The organism is Microbacterium gorillae (assembly GCF_050990725.1).
GTDB classification, from domain to species: Bacteria; Actinomycetota; Actinomycetes; order Actinomycetales; family Microbacteriaceae; genus Microbacterium; species Microbacterium gorillae_A.
The window spans coordinates 4,038,088-4,055,274 of sequence record NZ_CP158844.1; the positions used below are offsets into that span (position 1 = coordinate 4,038,088).

Annotated in this window: 15 protein-coding genes; 5 read left to right on the forward strand and 10 right to left on the reverse strand. The window is 68.4% G+C overall.

Going from position 1 to position 17,187, the window contains the following annotated elements; all coding sequences use genetic code 11:
• Positions 1-26: 26 nt before the first annotated feature.
• Entirely contained in the window at positions 27-371 is a 345-nt protein-coding gene (locus ABTV68_RS18730) for an NINE protein (protein WP_433675182.1), read from the reverse strand.
• A gap of 104 nt (positions 372-475) precedes the next feature.
• Complete coding sequence (locus tag ABTV68_RS18735) at positions 476-997, reverse strand: adenine phosphoribosyltransferase (RefSeq protein ID WP_433675183.1); 522 nt, start codon at positions 995-997, stop codon at positions 476-478.
• Positions 998-1,132: 135 nt separating this feature from the next.
• Here ABTV68_RS18735 and ABTV68_RS18740 point away from each other — a divergent pair, with 135 nt between their 5' ends.
• Complete coding sequence (locus ABTV68_RS18740; RefSeq protein WP_433675184.1) at positions 1,133-2,806, forward strand: glycoside hydrolase family 13 protein; 1,674 nt, start codon at positions 1,133-1,135, stop codon at positions 2,804-2,806.
• A gap of 199 nt (positions 2,807-3,005) precedes the next feature.
• Positions 3,006-3,623, forward strand: coding sequence for a hypothetical protein (locus ABTV68_RS18745; protein ID WP_433675185.1), 618 nt, complete (start codon positions 3,006-3,008; stop codon positions 3,621-3,623).
• 97 nt (positions 3,624-3,720) lie between these two features.
• Here the strand turns inward: ABTV68_RS18745 and proS are convergent, their stop codons facing one another.
• Together proS and ABTV68_RS18755 are read right to left on the reverse strand one after the other, a co-directional pair.
• Complete coding sequence (gene proS, locus ABTV68_RS18750) at positions 3,721-5,139, reverse strand: proline--tRNA ligase (RefSeq protein WP_433675186.1); 1,419 nt, start codon at positions 5,137-5,139, stop codon at positions 3,721-3,723.
• A gap of 45 nt (positions 5,140-5,184) precedes the next feature.
• The gene (locus tag ABTV68_RS18755) at positions 5,185-5,949 is read right to left on the reverse strand and encodes an aspartate dehydrogenase domain-containing protein (protein WP_433675187.1); all 765 of its coding nucleotides are present in this window, start codon (positions 5,947-5,949) and stop codon (positions 5,185-5,187) included.
• A gap of 80 nt (positions 5,950-6,029) precedes the next feature.
• Between ABTV68_RS18755 and ABTV68_RS18760 the strand changes: the two genes are divergently transcribed.
• Positions 6,030-6,515, forward strand: a complete 486-nt coding sequence (locus tag ABTV68_RS18760; RefSeq protein WP_433675188.1) for a hypothetical protein — start codon at positions 6,030-6,032, stop codon at positions 6,513-6,515.
• 5 nt (positions 6,516-6,520) lie between these two features.
• Here ABTV68_RS18760 and ABTV68_RS18765 read toward each other — a convergent pair whose 3' ends face one another.
• Genes ABTV68_RS18765 through ABTV68_RS18780 form a run of 4 tightly spaced genes read right to left on the reverse strand, consistent with a single transcriptional unit; the run spans position 6,521 to position 13,684 of the window.
• A complete protein-coding gene (locus tag ABTV68_RS18765; RefSeq protein WP_433675189.1) occupies positions 6,521-7,042 on the reverse strand; it encodes a hypothetical protein in 522 nt (173 codons plus the stop codon).
• Positions 7,032-7,619, reverse strand: coding sequence for an RNA polymerase sigma factor (locus ABTV68_RS18770; protein WP_433675190.1), 588 nt, complete (start codon positions 7,617-7,619; stop codon positions 7,032-7,034). Before ABTV68_RS18770 ends, ABTV68_RS18765 begins: the two co-directional genes overlap by 11 nt.
• A 21-nt stretch (positions 7,620-7,640) precedes the next feature.
• On the reverse strand, positions 7,641-10,643 hold the full coding sequence (locus ABTV68_RS18775; protein WP_433675191.1) for a hypothetical protein: 3,003 nt from the start codon (positions 10,641-10,643) through the stop codon (positions 7,641-7,643).
• A 41-nt stretch (positions 10,644-10,684) separates the two neighbouring features.
• A complete protein-coding gene (locus ABTV68_RS18780) occupies positions 10,685-13,684 on the reverse strand; it encodes an alpha-mannosidase (RefSeq protein ID WP_433675192.1) in 3,000 nt (999 codons plus the stop codon).
• 78 nt (positions 13,685-13,762) lie between these two features.
• Here ABTV68_RS18780 and ABTV68_RS18785 point away from each other — a divergent pair, with 78 nt between their 5' ends.
• Positions 13,763-14,755, forward strand: coding sequence for a LacI family DNA-binding transcriptional regulator (locus ABTV68_RS18785; RefSeq protein WP_433675193.1), 993 nt, complete (start codon positions 13,763-13,765; stop codon positions 14,753-14,755).
• Between the two features lie 6 nt (positions 14,756-14,761).
• Here ABTV68_RS18785 and ABTV68_RS18790 read toward each other — a convergent pair whose 3' ends face one another.
• Positions 14,762-15,055 (reverse strand): hypothetical protein, encoded by a 294-nt coding sequence (locus tag ABTV68_RS18790; protein WP_433675194.1) that lies wholly within the window; start codon positions 15,053-15,055, stop codon positions 14,762-14,764.
• A gap of 22 nt (positions 15,056-15,077) precedes the next feature.
• Positions 15,078-15,428: a VOC family protein gene (locus ABTV68_RS18795; RefSeq protein ID WP_433675195.1), complete on the reverse strand. Its 351-nt coding sequence runs from the start codon at positions 15,426-15,428 to the stop codon at positions 15,078-15,080.
• Between the two features lie 227 nt (positions 15,429-15,655).
• Between ABTV68_RS18795 and ABTV68_RS18800 the strand changes: the two genes are divergently transcribed.
• Positions 15,656-17,065 carry a DUF222 domain-containing protein gene (locus tag ABTV68_RS18800; protein ID WP_433675196.1) on the forward strand — a complete coding sequence of 470 codons (1,410 nt, stop codon included), beginning with the start codon at positions 15,656-15,658 and terminating at the stop codon, positions 17,063-17,065.
• Positions 17,066-17,187 lie beyond the last annotated feature (122 nt).

Sequence of the window (17,187 nt, forward strand, 5' to 3'; positions counted from 1 at the left end):
AGGAGCCAGTGTCACGCTCGGGAGGATCAGCCGCCGTAGTACGCTCCGAAGCTCAGCAGGCCGAGAGCCCCGCTGATGCCACCACTGATTGCGCCGAGAACGACGAAGATGCCCGTGACGATCCACGCGATCTTCCGATTCTCCAGGTAGCCGTACAGCGGCGCACCCTGCTTGTCGCGCTGCGATCCGACCAGCGTGATGATGAGGTCGATGAGCCACCACAGGCCGAGACCGCCGAAGGTGATCAGCTTGAGGATTCCGGTGCCGATCTTGCCGAGGTAGAACCGGTCGATGCCGAGACCGCCGAGCAGCCACGACAACAGCCAGGTGACGACGAAGGACTTCTGGCCGGGGTATTGAGGGGCAGACATGGGGTGTCCGATCGTGCGTGGGCCCCGAGACTGTGCGCGGGCCCGTGGCAGATGCACAGCACCGCGAGTGTACAGCCCACGCGGGGCCGTTCATAGCACCGCGATCAGGCGAAGACGGCGTGCACCGACTTCTCGCCGAGCGCAGCGCGCCCGCCCAGACCCTCGATCTCCAGCAGCACGGCCGTGCCGGCGACGACGCCGCCGAGCTGCTCGACCACACCGTGCGCCGCATGCAGCGTGCCGCCGGTGGCAAGCACGTCGTCCACGACCAGCACGCGTGCGCCCGCGGGGATGTCGGCACCGACCTCGATGGTCGCCGTGCCGTACTCCAGGTCGTAGGTCACCTGCGCGGCCGGCTTCGGCGTCTTACCCGCCTTGCGGATCGGCAGCACGCCGGTGCCCGCGATGGCCGCGGCGGCACCCGCGAGCACGAAACCACGCGCCTCGACTCCCGCGACCAGGTCGAACTGTCCGGTGAACGGCTCGATCAGTGCGTCGATGGTCGCTCGGAACGCCTGCGCGTCCGCAAGGAGCGGAGCGATGTCACGGAAGAGGATGCCCGGCTGGGGAAAGTCCTGCGTGAGGCGGATGAGGGAGAACGCGCGGTCCAGTTCGACGGAAGTCACGTCCAACCACGATACTCGCTGCACCTGGGAAGCACGCCTCGATTCCGCACCGTGACGCGAGCCGTGATCGAATCGATTCGAGATCTGGGAGCGGCGACGCCTCATTTCCGGGGTGCGTGCACTACGGTGGTGCGCATGAGCACCACGCCCGAGCACGTCGCCACCGGTTCCGAGTGGTGGCGCACCGCCGTCATCTATCAGATCTATCCGCGCTCCTTCGCCGACGCGTCCGGCGACGGCATCGGCGACCTGCCCGGCATCGAGAGTCGTATGGACGCACTCGCTCAGCTGGGTGTGGACGCCCTGTGGCTGAGCCCGTTCATGGTCAGCCCCCAGCGCGATGCCGGCTACGACGTGGCCGACTACCGCGATGTCGACCCGCTGTTCGGCACCCTCGCCGACTTCGACGCGATGCTGGCCGCCGCCCACGAGCGCGGGATCAAGCTGATCGTCGACCTCGTCCCGAACCACTCGTCCTCGGATCACGCGTGGTTCCAGGCGGCGCTGGCTGCGGCACCGGGCTCTGCCGAGCGCGCGCGCTACATCTTCCGCGATGGCAATGGTGAGAACGGCGAACTCCCACCGAACAACTGGGAGTCGGTGTTCGGCGGTCGCGCCTGGACCCGGGTCACCGAAGCAGACGGAACGCCGGGCCAGTGGTACCTCCACATCTTCGACAGCAGCCAGCCCGACTTCGACTGGAGCAACGAGGAGGTGCGTGAGGAGTTCCGCGGCGTGCTGCGCTTCTGGCTGGACCGCGGTGCCGACGGCTTCCGCGTCGACGTCGCGCACGGACTCGTCAAGGCCGACGGACTCCCCGACTACACCCCGCCGGCCGATGGCGACTCGATGGGCGGCCAGGAGCCGGTTCCGTACTGGGGCCAGGAGGGCGTCCACGACATCTACCGCGACTGGCACAACGTGCTCGCGGAGTACGAGGGTGACCGCGTGCTCTGCGCCGAGGCCTGGCTTCCCACGCTCGACGAGACCGCCCTGTGGGTGCGCAACGACGAGATGCACCAGGCGTTCAACTTCCTCTACATGTACGCCGGCTGGAATGCCGATGCCCAGCGTGAGGTGATCAGCGAGTCGCTGCGGGCGTTCAACGCCGTCGGCGCCCCCTCAACGTGGGTGCTGTCCAACCACGACGTGGTGCGCCACGCCACGCGTCTGGCTGTCGAGTTCGAGAACGCGCAGGGCGCGGGAATCGGCCCGAACACCCCTGGCCCGCGTCCGGATGCCGCCCTCGGCCTCCGTCGTGCGCGTGCCGCCACGACACTGATGCTCGCCCTTCCCGGCTCCGCCTATCTGTACCAGGGTGAGGAGCTCGGGCTTCCCGAGGCGATCGATCTGCCCGACGAGGCCCGTCAGGACCCGTCGTTCTTCCGCACCAACGGCGAGCGCTACGGTCGCGACGGCTGCCGCGTGCCGATCCCGTGGGAGCCCGAGGCGCCCGCGTTCGGGTTCAACACCACGGGCGAGAGCTGGCTGCCGCAGCCCTCGGAGTACGCCGACTTCGCACGGTCCGTCGAGGAGAAGGATGACGCCTCGACGCTGGAGCTCTACAAGAACCTGCTCACCGAGCGCCGCGCGCACGGCCTCGGCTCGGGCACGCTGACGTGGAAGGACACCAGCAGCGCCACGCTGCTGGCGCTCACGAACGCCGACGTCGAGGTGATCGTGAACTTCGGTGCAGACGAGATCCTCGTCGACGCCGATCGTGTGATCCTCTCGTCGGAGCCGCTGCTGGTCAGCTCGGAGAACCAGGCGAAGGTCCCCGCCGACGTCACGGTCTGGCTCCACGCCTGAGCCGGCCCGAAGCGCCCGTCGCTAGAACCCGCCCTGGGGACGACGGGCGCTTCGTCGTTTCGGGTGCCGCCCTGTGAGCGCATGAACATGCGCCGAACCCATGACCACTTCTGGCGATCGCTCTTGGATTCGGCCCACCCTCATGCGTTCGCAGCACGATAGTGTGACGCGAACGACGAACCCCGATCCTCGGAGCGCCATGACCACCGATATCGAGTCTCTGCTGCGGATCCATGCGCTGGTTGACAGTCAGGATCGCCGCATCGCGGTCGCGCCGACGCCGTCACGCGACTTCTCCCTGCACTGCAACGGGGATTTCATCGGCGGCATCTACGACGATGTGCTGTGCGTCGTCGCCACTCCCGCGGCGAGTGCGCTCCTGGATGATCCGGCACCGGTGCTCCGCGGCTCGTCGCCCACCGCACGTCATCGGATGCTGGAGGTACCGCCGGAGCACGCCGCGGCAGTCATCGATGCCGCCTGGAACGATGGGCATGGCGGCACGACCGTGCTGTGGGACATCGAGGGCATATTCGAGGCGGAGTCGATGAATCGCGACGTCGTCGTCCGACTCTACGACCAGTGTCGCGAGTTCCTGACGCTCTGCTTCGACCACGGGCTTCTGCGGCGGTCACCGACTGATGCCGAGGGCCGCCTGATCCGCCTGCGGATCCGACAAGCCGACCTAACCCCACGCGGCGCCGTCGTGTTCGACGACCTGCTCGATCGCTTCCTGGCATTCCTTGATCGCGGCGGCAAAAGCGCCCTCCCGCCCATGGTCGGCAAGTGGGTCCGACAGCTCACGCTTTCAGACTAGAGACCGAGGGCCCGCGCCGACATGTTCATGGGCGTGAGCTGATCCGTACGCGACGATGCCCGCCCCGGAAACGGGGCGGGCATCGTGCTTCAGCGGATCAGTACGCGCGGGCGACGATCGCGACCAGATCCGTCTCGGGGTTGTGCGGGTCGGGCATGTTGCCGTCGCGGGTCTGCAGGCAGCGCACCGTGATGGCGTCCTTGTTCAGCTCCTTCTCGCCGGCCTCGCCGAGCACGGCCCAGTCGATGACCGCGAAGCCGGTCTGCGCGGCCTCGCGCGCCTCCTCGATCGTCGACACGTGCTTCGTGCGCTCGTCCAGGCGCTTCTGCGCCGCGGCGAACATGTCGGCCTGGATCTCGTCGAGCAGAGCGGGCAGGCGCGTGGCCACCTCGGCGAGCGGAAGCTGCTGCTTGCCGCCCTGGTCGCGGCGAGCGAACGTGATCTGCTCGGCGTCAAGGTCGCGAGGGCCCACCTCCACACGGACCGGGACGCCCTTGAGCTCCCATTCCGTGGCGCGACGGCCGAAGCCCGTCTGCGTGCGGTCGTCGAGCTTCGCGCGGACGCCCGCGGCGGTGAGATCGGCCACGATGGTGCGGGCCGCCTCGATGGTGCGCTCGTCGTCCTTCACGACGATGACGACCACCTGATGCGGCGCGATGCGCGGCGGCAGCACAAGTCCGGCGTCGTCGCCGTGCGACATGATGAGGCCACCCATCATGCGCGTGGACGAACCCCACGACGTGGTCCATGCGGTCTGCGCGGCACCGTCGGTGTCGGAGAACGTGATCCCGAACGCGTTGGCGAAGTTCTGACCCAGCTCGTGCGACGTGGCCATCTGCAGCGCCTTGCCGTCGCCCATCATGGCCTCGCAGGTCATGGTGTTGATGGCGCCGGCGAAACGCTCGGACGCGGTCTTGAAGCCGGGGAGCACCGGGATCGCGAGCACGTTCTCCAGGAAGTCCTTGTAGACGTCGAGGTGGATGCGACGCGCATAGTTCGCAGCGTCCTCACGCGTGGCGTGCGCGGTGTGGCCCTCCTGCCAGAGGAACTCCGTGGTGCGCAGGAACACGCGCGGGCGCATCTCCCAGCGGACGACGTTGGCCCACTGGTTCAGCAGCATCGGCAGATCGCGGTGCGACTGGATCCACTTGGCCATCACCTCACCGAACAGCGTCTCGCTGGTGGGGCGGACGACGACGGGTTCGGTCAGCTCCTTGCCACCGGCGTGGGTGACCACCGCGAGCTCGGGGCTGAAGCCTTCGACGTGCTCGGCCTCGCGCTCCAGGTACGACTGCGGGATGAACAGTGGCAGGTAGACGTTCTCCGCACCCGTGGCCTTGATGCGCGCATCCATCGCGGACTGCATGCCCTCCCACATCGCGTAGGAGTACGGTCGCATGACCATGGTGCCGCGCACCGGGCCGTTGTCCGCGAGCTGCGCCTTCTCGAGGATGTCCTGGTACCACTGGGGAAAGTCGTTCTCGATCGACGCGAGAATCTTCTGTCGTTCAGCCACCTACCCAGGGTACCGGTGCACCGCCCGCGCCCCACATTCCGGGGATCAGAGAATCACGACGCCGGTGGGGGCGTCGAAGCCGCGGAGGCGGGCGTAATCGTCGATGCTACGCACCACCGCGCGGGCGACGACCGCGCTGGATCGCGGCCGCTCGGGCGAGGGCTCGTTGGTCACCGTGACGCTGACCTCCCCCAGCCCGCCCGACGCGTGAATCGTGTGGCGCGTGCGCACGGCGGTGGGATCCGCCACGACCCGTGCCGTCGCGATGTCCCAGGCGTCGGCTGCGAGCGCGACCGCAGCGGCGACGTTGGCGGATGCCGGGAAGCGCCGGGTCACGGCGGTGGCGAGATCGTCGTCCAGCACGATCTCTTCCGTCCCCGACTGCAGACGCTGACGCAGCGCGACGTCCATCCAGGGCTGCACGAGCGTACCGGGCAGCTTCCTGCTCTCGACGCTCACCCGATCCAGCACACCGCCGACTCGAAGCGCGCGCACCTGATCGAGCCCGCCGATCGCTCCGGTGCAGACGATGAGTCGGCCGGAACCACCGGCAAGTCGCTGTCGGAGGCCCGGATCGGCCAGCGCACCCACGGACAGCAGCAGCACGTCCGTACCGCGCTCGAGGACGGCGGGTACACGTTCCGCGACAGCGGTCTGTGTGGCCGCTTCGATGAGCAGGTCTATCCCGTCGGGGATCACATCCGCACGACCGAACGCCCCGACCACCTCGTACGGTCGCGAAGCCAGCTCACCCCGCACCGTGCAGGTAATGTTCCCGTCGCCGAGGAATCCGATCCGCATGCGCGTCATGTCCCCATCCTCACCCACCCACAACGAACCAGTGAAGCGCCAGCGGACATCACCTCACAACACCCGAACACAGGAGTCCCATGCTTCACGCCCTCGCCGCCGTCGCGATCGCTGCCACAGCACTCACCCCCACAGCACTCACCGAGCCGCCCGCCACGGAACACTGCGCGGTGGAGATCATCGCCACAGCGGATGAATCAGTGTCCGCTGAGGACGTCGTGTGCTTCGACACCGAAGCCGAGCGCGACGACTACGTCTCCGCTCAGACCGCGTCGCCACTGAGCCGCGCAGGTTCGGTGAAACTCGGAACTGCCTACAAGGGCACGAACCTCACGGGGTCGAGCCTGGCGTTCTGGGGAACCGGCACCTGCGCGAGTGCCACCTACGGGTTCGCAACGCTGGCATCAGACTGGGTCACGGGGATGCGATCGATCACGGGCTCGGGATGCAGCGTGTGGGTGTACAGCGCCGCGAACTACGGCGGCAGCAGCATCACCTGCCTGCCGACCTGCAATTCGCTGGGCTCGGTGACGGGTACGGCGAAGTCACTGGTATTCCGCCCCTAGTGAACTCAGCGTGGCCCCGTCGTGGCTGCGACGGGTGCCAACTGGAGCGCCGTACAGATCTCGGGCGCATCGGACGGCACGACGACGGCCGTGCCGTCAGGGGCGACGCACACCGTCAGCGGAGGCACCGGGAAGGGGTCCTCCGGCGGCACCGACAAGGGGTCGAAGTCCGGTTCGAATGCGCCTTGCTCCCACATCAACGTGCACAGCTCCAGCGCGTCGGTAGGCACTCCCGGGTTGAACGGCTCCGACATCGCCACCGCAGTGCCGTCGAACCCTCCGTCGGCGTTCCGTCTCGCCTCGCTGGCGCACATGGCGATCGACGTGTCGACGACCTCTGCCGGAGCCAGCACCCGTAGTCCGGCGATGGCGACACCGCCGACGGCGACCAGCGAAAGCACCGAACCGATGAGGACACGGCGGCGGCGCGTGCGGTGCGCACGGACGGGCTCGGAGGCGACGTGCTCGGCGAGCGCGTCGCGCATCGCGTTCAGTCGGGCGGGAGAGATGTCCCTCTCATCGTTCATCCGCATCCTCCTCTCTCCAAGGTATGTCCGCAGGAGCCAGGATGGTTCGCAATCGACCCCGCGCACGGTACAGCCGCGATTTCACGGTCCCGACGGGAAGCCCGAGTGCCGTCGCCGCGTCAGCGACGGTGTACCCCTCCAGCATCACGAGCTGAACCACCACCTGGTCACGCGCGTCCAGCGATGCGAGGGCCTGCCGCACGCGTCGCCGGGTCTCCTCGCGGGCGATGTCCTCGCCGACGCCATCGGCCACGTCGGGCTCGTCGGCGCCCGGCGGCAGCTTCGCCAGCATCACGCTGTAGCGACGCTTGGCGCGCGTGAGGTTACGGCACACGTTCGTGGTGACGACGAACAGCCAGGGCAGCAGCGAATCATCGACTATCCGCACCTTCTTGCGCAGTCGCCACAGCTCAAGGAAAACGACCGCGGTCGCTTCCTCCGCCAGATCGAAGGAGTCGGTCTGGCGGAAAGCGGCTGCCAGCACGCGCTTGCGGTAGCGGTCGAAGATCTCGACGAAGGCTCGTTGAGATCCCGATGTCGCTGCCAGCCACAGCGCCGCGTCCGAATCCCCCTGCACCGATCCAGCGTACGAACGGCCCTACGGGGAAGCAAATGACGCCGCGTCGCGCCGACGACGGCCCGGCAGCGCGAGAAGAAGCCCGAGCACCAGCACCACCGCACCGAAGCCCGCCGCGACGGCCGCCGATTCGGGCGGGATGTCGAGGTACACGGTGATGCCCAGGATCCGCGCGAGACCCCAGGGCAGGAGCCCCAGTTGGTCGTTCCAGACCGTCAGCGCCTGTTCCAGGCCGACCATCGCGATGATGGCCGCGGGAACCGCGAGCGCCGCGCCGATTCCGGAGAGCACCACACCGGTGGATCGCCGCGACCCGAGAGAGTGCGCCAGCGCGATGGCCGCGGTGACGAACACCCAGACGAACAGCGCGAAGGCCACGGTGATGTAGGCGGTGCGCCGGGTCGGATCCGTCCAGAACGCGAACCAGTACCCGCCGGGTCCGGTGACCGCCAACGCCGCCAGCGCCAGCACGCAGCGCGCGATGATCACACCGCCGACCGCGGCGATCATCGGCCACGCGCTGCGCCGAGCCAGAAGCAGCAGCACGCCGCAGAACAGCGCCCACGCACCGAGGATGAGAAGCAGGTGAACTCCGGCGAGCAACGAAGTCTGCACCGCCCGCGTGGCCACGAGCAGCACGGCAGGTACCACCACCAGCCACCAGCGAGTGCCGCTTGACAGCCCGGCAGCGAGGTCCGCCGCCCGCCAGGGTGTGATGGCCGCTCGAAGCTGCACGGCCGGGGCCGAACGACGACGCACCAGCGCCACGAGCAGCCAGGCGGCGCCAGCCGCGAGCAGCACACGCGCCGCCCACGACATCGCGAGGTCACGATCCGCGCGCTCCACACCCAGCGCCGCCGCTTCCAGGTTGAAGGCCGGGTAGTCGACGGACGTGCCGTACTGCGCCAGGTGCGCGGCGGCGATGTCCTCGTACTCATCGCGAGCTTGTTCCCACGCGGCGTACTCGTCCGGGGAGAGGGTGTCGTGCCAGGCGGCCTGATGCAGGAACATGCTCCGGTAGGCACCGAGGAGCTCCAGCGTGCTGCGCTCATAGGCCAGAGTGTCGACGAAACGCTCGCGCAGGTCCGGGTCGCGCCACGTACCGGCGTCCGTGCCGGTGACCAGATCCTGCATCTGCGTCACGGTATCGAGCGCATCGGCACCGCCGTCGATGGCGGTCGTGAGATCGTCCCGCGCGATCGCGTAGATCACATCCAGGGCCGCGGAATCTCCGGTCAGGATGTCCCACTCGAAGATCCACATCATGGGCGGCGGCTCCAGCCCGATCGCGAAAACGCGCTTCTCCGCGAAGGGCTCGATGTACATCCCCGTCTTGATCGCGTCGCGCGAGAGAGCCATGGCCTGCACGATGGCGGCGACCGTGTCGGGATCATCCGAGAACCACTCCCGCGCCCACCCCGCCGTGATCGCGGAGGGATCGGTGTCGGGGTCGCGCGCCAGCCGCACGGCCAGCCGGGAGTTGAGGTCGGCGAGCTGCCAGAAACCGGCCTTCTGCACCAGGATCATCGGCCCCGCACGCCAGGGCCCGCCGTCCTGTTCCCACACCCAGACGCCCTCGATCCGCGGGTTGCCGGCCAGCAGCCGCTGCAGTGCCCACTGGTACTCGGCCCCGAGGTCGTTCGGGAAGGCGCCGTTGTTCTCGAACTCGCGGCGGCTCTGGAACTCCACGATCCGCCGCTGCTCCCCGCCGAGCAGTGTGTCGTTGAGCGGAAGCCAGCTGTAGAAGTCGCCGAGGGTGTACTTGGTCGAGACGATCAGCGCGGGAGAATCGATCCCGGCCAGCACCTCGTCGTAGGAGTCCACGTTGGTGTGCATGTCGCCCACGGCACCGACGCCCACGCTCCAGGTGCGGAAGATGACCTCCCGTCCGGATTCCTCCGCCTGGCCCGAGAGGGCGGTGAGCATGGCGCGGACCCCGTCGACGGTGGTCACGGCGAGCGCGGAGTAGTAGTCCCAGCCCGGCAGGTCGTAGATGCGCCCCGCCTCGCCGATGCGGATCAAGACGCCGTCGAGGGCGGGCGCGGCCTCGTACAGCTCGTCCAGCGCGGCGGTGTAGACCTCCCAGAGCTCGGGGTTGGCCACGTCGAGCGATCCGAACCGCTCCCGCAGGTACTGCTCCAGCGGCTCGGTGAGGGTGAGCATGTCGGTGCGGAGGAACACCTTCACGCCGAGTTCGGCGGCACGATCCCACAGCGGGACGAAGGCGTTGCGGATCGCGATCGCCCGATCGACGTGCGGGTCGCCCGCGGGATAGACCGGATCACCCTCCAGACCCGCGAAGGTGACGAACTCGATCAGTCCGGGGAAGGCGATGGCGTTGTACCCCTCCGACACGATGCGGGTGAGGTACTCGTCGAAATCGGTGGTGGCCCGTGCGAGCGCCTCGGTGTCGACATAGGGAGCATCGGCGCGGAATACGTCGGCGAACGCCTTCGACGCGTGCGAGTAGTCGGTGCCGCCCTCCCACTGCGCGGGATCCGCCACCACGCCGACGGCACCCAGATCGGCCATGCGGAGGGGCAACCGGGAAGTCACGTCGTGTCCCGTCATCGACGCGATGTCCCGCCCCTCGCGGACCGCCGCGGCGAGGTCATAGATGCCGCGGGCGGCACCTGCCTCGCCGGCCGCGGTGAGGCTGAGCGCCGCGGGATCACCGTCGATGCGATAGGACTCGTCGGCGGGATCGGAGCCGACGCTCAACTGGAGGGTCGCCTCCCCTGCGGTCGCGCGATCCTGGAATGCGTCGTCCAGCGCTGCCGCCGCGGCGGTGAGTCGCGGACCGGCGACGGCTGTTGTGATGCGAATCACGGGCGGCACGGTGGCAGTGACAACCGGGTCGGTGCGCGCCGCTTCCTGCATCGGCTCAGAAGGCTCGGTGCGGATGCCGAGCGCATCGCCGACACCGAAGGCGACCGCCCCGCCGATCAGCAGGGCGACGAGAAACGCACCGATGACCCCGATCGCGCGGAAGCGTCCCCTCGACTGTCGCGTCTTCGCTCGCACAGCAGCACCCTAGCGGCGACGGTGCGGCTGAGAACAGATGCTCACGCCCGTGGAATCCGCAGCGTGCGCACCTCGAAGGGCGCGAGCGACAGCGACGAACTCGTGCGGGGATTCACGAGTTCGTCCTCAATCAGACTGATCTCACGCACGCCCGCATGCGCGAACGAGACGCGGATCTCACCGGTGGTGCGTTCGCCCAGCGCCTCGTAGACGCGCACGATCACGTCGCCGGAGCGGTCGGCGGCCAGCTTCACGGACGACACGACGATGCCGCGACCCGTGACGGTGACGAGCGGTTCGACCGGGCCGGCGCCTGACACGGTCGTGGCCGGGGCGTTCAGCTCGATCCCCGCGGCGGTCGCCGATTCGGCGTCGGCACCGATGACGAGGCCCGTGGTGATCACGTGCAGACCGTGGTCGGTGTCAGGGTCGGGGAATCGCGGCGCGCGCAGCAGTGAAAGGCGCACGGTGGTGGTGACGCCGGACTCGTCGGAATCGCGCGTGGTGTCGTAGCCGTAGAGCGAATCGTTCACCACCGCCGCGCCGAAGCCACGCTCCTGCACCAGCACGAAGCGGTGCATCGACGTCTCGAACTTCGCCGCCTCCCACGATGTGTTCACGTGCGTGACGCGCGACTGGTAGCCGTACTGGGTCTCGGCGTCGGTGGTCTGCGCCTGGATCGCGAGCGGGAAGGACTGCTTGAGCAGCTTCTCGGTCTCTCGCCAGTCGATCTCGTTGCGGATCAGGAGCGTGCGCGAGCCCGGTGCCAGCGTGATGACCTGCGTGATCGAGGATTCCGAGAAGCGCCGGTGCAGGCGCACCGTCGGGTGTCCGTGATCGCCGAGTCCCCAGGTGAACGTGACGACGTCCCGCAGCTCCGTGGCGGTGTTGCGGTAGTACCGGTCGATGTCCCACGCGTCCCACTTGTTGGGGAAGTCCTGGTGCAGCTGCAGCAGGTTCGCGGGCTGACCCGACGGAATCGTCTCGCGCCCGGTGACCAGATCCACGGCGGAGACGATGAGCCCCTCACGGGAGATGAGCACGCGCACGAGGTCGTTGCTGAGCTCCACCACCTCGTCCTCTTCGCCGTACCCGATCGCGACTCGCCCGGCGGGGCCCGTCGCTGGTGCGGCCGCGAGCGCCTCCGCACCCACGCGATACGGCGTGAACACGAGCGTGACGTCGCCTGTTCCCGCAAGAGCGGTGCGTGCAGCGTCGGCGAGTGCCGTCGCCTCCGCCACGACGTCGGTGAGAACGGCGACCGCCTCCCGATGCACCCACGCGATCGAGGTGCCCGGCAGGATGTCGTGGAATTCATGCAGCAGCACGGTCTCCCAGAGCCGGTCCAGAGCGTCATAGGGGTAGTCGGCGAGGCCCCGAACCGCCGCGGTGCTCGCCCAGAGTTCGACATCGAGCAGGGCGTGCTCGGCGCGTCGGTGGAGGGCTTTGGTCTGGTGCTGGCTGGTGAGCGTTCCGCGGTGCAGCTCGAGATACAGCTCGCCGACCCAGACCGCCGGGTTCGCGAGTTCCGCACGCGCCTGCTCGAAGAACACGTCGGGCGACTCCCATCGCACCGTCGCGGAACCCTCGAGGTTCGCGAGTCGCTGCTGCTTGCCGACCATCTCCCGCGTGGTGCCGCCACCGCCATCACCCCAGCCCACGGGTGCGAGCGAGCGAGTCGCGACCCGGTTCTCCTTGAACTGCCGCGAAGCCTTGGCCACCTCCTCTCCGCTGAGTTCGGAGTTGTAGGTGTCCATCGGAGGGAAGTGCGTGAACATCCGCGATCCGTCGATGCCCTCCCAGAGGAACGTGTGATGCGGGAAGACGTTGCGCTGATTCCAGGAGATCTTCTGCGTGAAGAACCACTCGAAGCCGGCGCGACGCATCAGCTGCGGCAGCGCCGGCGAGTAGCCGAAGGAGTCGGGCAGCCACACGCCCTTCGAGCGCACGCCGAACTCGCTCTGGAAGAAGCGCTGGCCGTAGAGGAACTGGCGAGCCAGCGACTCGCCGCTCGGCATCACGGTGTCGGATTCCACCCACATGCCGCCGAGCGGCAGGAACCGCCCCGCGGCGACGGCGGCTCGGACCCGCTCATACACCTCGGGACGATGCTCCTTGATCCACTTGTACTGCTGCGCGGAACTCATGCCGTAGACGAACTCGTCGGTCTCGTCGATGAGGTGCGCCATGGTGGACGTGGTGCGCGCCACCTTGCGAATCGTCTCGCGCACCGGCCACAGCCAGGCGGAGTCGATGTGGGCATGACCGATCGCCGAGATGTGGTGCGCGCTCGCATGCGCGGGACGCGCGAGCACGTCCGCGAGCCGGGCTCGCGCTTCCGTCGCCGTTTCGGAGATGCGCTGCAGATCCAGCGCGTCGAGCGCATCGTCGAGGGCTTGCAGGATGCGCATCCGGCGCGGTTCGGTGGCCGGAAGCTGCGCCTGCAGGTCGAGGAGGACCTCCAGATCCAGCGCCAGCTCGAAGACCTCGGGTTCGAAGACGGCGAGGTCCATGGTGCGCAGGTGATACAGCGGACGCGTCGACGTGGTCAGCACGTCGCCATCCCGAGTGGGGAGGAAGGGGTGGTAGTCCAGCAGCACGGGGTTTGAGGCGGCTTCGAGGAAGAGAGTGATCTGCTCGTCGCCGTGGGCCTCCGAGGCGATGGGAACCCACTGGTTGCGGGGGTTGAGGGACTTCACCGGGGTCAGATCCGGGCGGTACACCAGCGCCTCCTGCTGGAATCCCGTCATGTTGACGTCGAAACCCAGATCGAGATGTGCTTCGACCCGCTTGCCAGCCCAGTCCGCGGGGACCGTGCCGCTGACCTTGAACCACGTCGTCCCCCACGCCGGCCCCCAGGCGCTGCCGACCTCGTGCGGCGCGAACGGCAGGGCGAGACCCTCGGCCGGGGCGATCGGCTCACTCGGCAGGGTGTGCGCCTCGACCGTCAGTGGCACGCGAGCGGAGTAGATCGCGGGGCGAACCCGCTCGTCGAGCACGCGGGTCACCCGCCCCACGGTGAGCGAGGTCTCGTCGTGCATGTCTTCCTCTCGACAGCGTTGGCGTGGAGCGCGATGCGGGCCCGTCGGCTCGCTAAACCGATCAAGTACAGTGATCCTATGGCAGCCGCGAAGCGCGTGACCATCACGGATATCGCCCGAATCGCGGGGGTTTCACCGGGGGCTGTCTCGTTCGCACTCAACGGCAAGCCCGGTGTCAGCGAGGAGACCCGCGAGCGGATTCTGCAGGTCGCGCGGGAGCAGCACTGGCAGCCGTCTCAAGTGGCCCGCTCCCTGGTGGGCGCGCGGGCGAACGCGGTGGGTCTGGCGCTCAATCGACCGGCACGCTCGCTCGGCACCGAGGCGTTCTTCACCGACCTGATCGCCGGGATCCAGGCGGGGTTGAGCGATGTTCGGATCGGCCTGCAGCTGCAGCTGGTGTCGAGCCTGGAGGAAGAGCTCGAGATCCACCGGCAGTGGCATGCCGCGCGCCAGGTGGACGGGGTGCTCGTCATCGATCCGCTGGGTGACGATCCTCGCATCGATGCGCTGCGCGAGCTGCAGCTGCCGACGGTTCTCGTGGGCTCGCACGTCGCGACTCCTTCCGCGCTGTGGGTGGATGACACGGAAACCGCGGCCACCCTGTTCGGCCACCTCCGCGGATTCGGGCACTCGCGCATCGCATATGTTGCCGGGCCCGCGGTGCTCCAGCACACGCAGCTGCGCGCGAGCGTGCTCGGAGGTTGGGTGATCCACACGGACTTCTCTCCTGTCGCTGCCGGAGAGGTGACCCGAGGGCTGCTGAACGCGCATGGTCGCCCCACCGCCATCGTGTACGACAACGATGTGATGGCCGTCGCGGGCCTCCGCGCGGTGCAGGAGATGGGGATGGGCGTTCCCGACGACGTGTCGCTCGCGAGCTTCGATGACTCGGTCATCGCGGGGCTGGTGCGGCCGTCGATCACCGCGATGACCCGAGACACCTTCGAACTCGGCGAGCGCTCCGCGCGGCTGCTGCTGCGGCAGATCGAAAGCGACGTGACACTGGCGGGAGAGGCGGGGCCGGCACCGGTGCTCACGGTGCGGGAGAGCACGGGGCACCCGCGGGCCTGAGTCGGTTCAGCGCGGGAACGGGCCCCACTGATCGCGCAGGATCTCCGGGTCGTGCGCCCAGACGGCTCGCGTGGCTTCCCGCCAGGTGCCGTTCGTCCCGTCGGCGGGAGGCGCGGGAACGGCATAGTCATCCGAGAGATGGTGACGGACGACGGCGACCGGAACATGAAGTGCTGCCGCCGTTTCCTCCGTGGCCAGCCCGTCCTCGTCGGCTGTGAGGATGGCGAGATGCAGGACCCGCTCCTCCAGCGACGCAGCGACCTCTGCTCGCTCGCGGGCGACACGATGGGCGACGACCATGCTACGAACGCCGACTCCTCGCTCACTCCGGAAGCTCCCAGAGCTCGATGGGCAGACCCTCCGGATCGTGCAGGCGGGCGAATCGCCCGAACTCCGTCGCCCATTCATCTCGCGTCTCCACCTCGATGCCCGCGGCGGCCAGGCGACCCACCAGCGTGGACAGATCGGTCACGCGGAGGTTGAGCATGAACGGCTGGGTGGGGTCGAAGTAATCACTGTCCTGCGGGAACGGCGCGAATACGGTCATGCCGGCCTGCTGGGTCCACACCGCGTCCTCGCCGGCATCGATGCCGAGGTGCTCGCGATACCAGGCGGCGCGGGCCTGAGGGTCGCGGCTGCGGAAGAACAGGCCACCGATTCCTGTCACTGTCATGGCGTCATGGTAGCGCCGCGGGGCCCCGGTCGCGACGTACACAGATGCGGATCTCAAGTTATCCACATCCGTTCTATTTCGTACTTTTGTTCTACGGGTTGCGAGATCATTGGGGTATGACGTTAGAACTGATAGCGGGTCCCCCGGCAGAGGCAGGTTCCTCCGGAACGCGGGCCGACCCAACCTACGCACGCATACGACGGCACGTGCCACCCGATGAGGCAGATGTGCAGGTGAAGCGCGCCTACGTCGACGCGATCGTGGCCGTGACCCGCTCGCGGGCGGCCACCGATGCACTGGAGGCCGCGCTGCTCGCCGACCTCGTCACGCTCTCCGGGGCTTCCGGTGCGTCGTCCCATTCCGACCTGGAACTGCGGTCGCTCGCAGCCGAGGTCGGCGCGGCGATCCATGTGAGCGATCGCACGATTCAGCGCCGCATGTCGGACGCCTATGGACTGGTCCACGACTTTCCCGATATCCACACGGCGCTCGCAGAGGGGGAGATCACCGCAGCCAACGCGCGGGTCGTGGTCGACGTCGGAGCACCGATCGAGGCGGGCGAGGCACGCGACCGCTATGTGGCGCGAGCTCTGCCGCTGGCGCGGGTGGAGTCGCCCAACCGGCTACGTGCGATGTTGGCGCGCATCGCGGAAGAGGTGCGGGAAGTCGGAATCACCGAGCGTCACCGGACCGCGTGCGACGCACGCGTCGTGTGGGTCACCGATGACCCGGACGGCATGTCGACTCTGCACGCATACCTCCCGTCCGTGCTGGCGCACGCCGTGAAGAGCCGCCTCGACCAGATGGCCCATGAACTCCGCGACGCCCGGCGTCGGCCAGCGCGCGGTGGTGAGGGCGCTGGTATCGGTGGCGTGGGTGCTGCGGCGGCGGCGGCCGGCGAGGCTCTCGCGGGTGCCGCTGGCGCAACGGGTGCCACTGATTCCGCCGGCGTTACTGGCGGCACTGGTGCTGCTGGTGCCGCTGGCGCCGCTGCGATCGACGCCGTCGATGAGCGCACCGTGCACCAGATTCGGGCTGACCTCCTTGCAGACCTCCTGCTCACCGCCACGCCTACGACCGAGAACTCCGCGCTCGGGTCGATTCGCGCGACGATCGCCGTCACGATTCCGGTGCTCACCCTCGCCGGCCGAAGCGACGACGGCGCGGAGCTCGACGGCGCCATTCCGATCGACGCCGACACCGCTCGAATCCTCGCTGGGGGCGAGCCGGGATTCGACCGGGTGCTCACTCACCCCATCACCGGCGCCGTGTTGGCGACCGATCGGTACCGCCCCACGGCGCAAATGAAACGCTTCCTCACCCACCGCGACCAGCACTGCCGACACCCCGGATGCCGGGTTCCGATCCGAAACACCGACATCGACCACAACGAGGAGTGGGCCGACGGCGGCAAGACCGACATCAACAATCTCGCCCCGCTGTGTCGCCGCCATCACACGCTGAAGACGAGCGCCGGGTGGAAGATCACCCCTCACGCGGACGGTGTCCTCGAGTTCCTCACTGCGCTGAAGTACCGCCACGTCGAGCTGCCCGAGCCCCGTTCGGTGGCGTTCGTGGCGAGCCCGGCTCAGGTACCCGAGGACAAGGCCAGCGACGACGGTGAACCTCCGTGGTGAGTGCGGCAACCGGAATCGCGTTCCCGACTGCATCGTGATCGACCACGCCGGCGGCGGCACTCCCGCGGAATGGGGAGAGGCGGTCGAGGTCGGACGCCACCTGCGCCCCGGAGCCGACTACA

Bases quoted from the DNA above. Each gene is read 5' to 3' on its own strand.
- ABTV68_RS18730 (WP_433675182.1), bottom strand. From the start codon at position 371: ATGTCTGCCCCTCAATACCCCGGCCAGAAGTCCTTCGTCGTCACCTGG.
- ABTV68_RS18740 (WP_433675184.1), top strand. From the start codon at position 1,133: ATGAGCACCACGCCCGAGCACGTCGCCACCGGTTCCGAGTGGTGGCGC.
- ABTV68_RS18745 (WP_433675185.1), top strand. From the start codon at position 3,006: ATGACCACCGATATCGAGTCTCTGCTGCGGATCCATGCGCTGGTTGAC.
- ABTV68_RS18755 (WP_433675187.1), bottom strand. From the start codon at position 5,949: ATGACGCGCATGCGGATCGGATTCCTCGGCGACGGGAACATTACCTGC.
- ABTV68_RS18760 (WP_433675188.1), top strand. From the start codon at position 6,030: ATGCTTCACGCCCTCGCCGCCGTCGCGATCGCTGCCACAGCACTCACC.
- ABTV68_RS18765 (WP_433675189.1), bottom strand. From the start codon at position 7,042: ATGAACGATGAGAGGGACATCTCTCCCGCCCGACTGAACGCGATGCGC.
- ABTV68_RS18780 (WP_433675192.1), bottom strand. From the start codon at position 13,684: ATGCACGACGAGACCTCGCTCACCGTGGGGCGGGTGACCCGCGTGCTC.
- ABTV68_RS18785 (WP_433675193.1), top strand. From the start codon at position 13,763: ATGGCAGCCGCGAAGCGCGTGACCATCACGGATATCGCCCGAATCGCG.
- ABTV68_RS18790 (WP_433675194.1), bottom strand. From the start codon at position 15,055: ATGGTCGTCGCCCATCGTGTCGCCCGCGAGCGAGCAGAGGTCGCTGCG.
- ABTV68_RS18795 (WP_433675195.1), bottom strand. From the start codon at position 15,428: ATGACAGTGACAGGAATCGGTGGCCTGTTCTTCCGCAGCCGCGACCCT.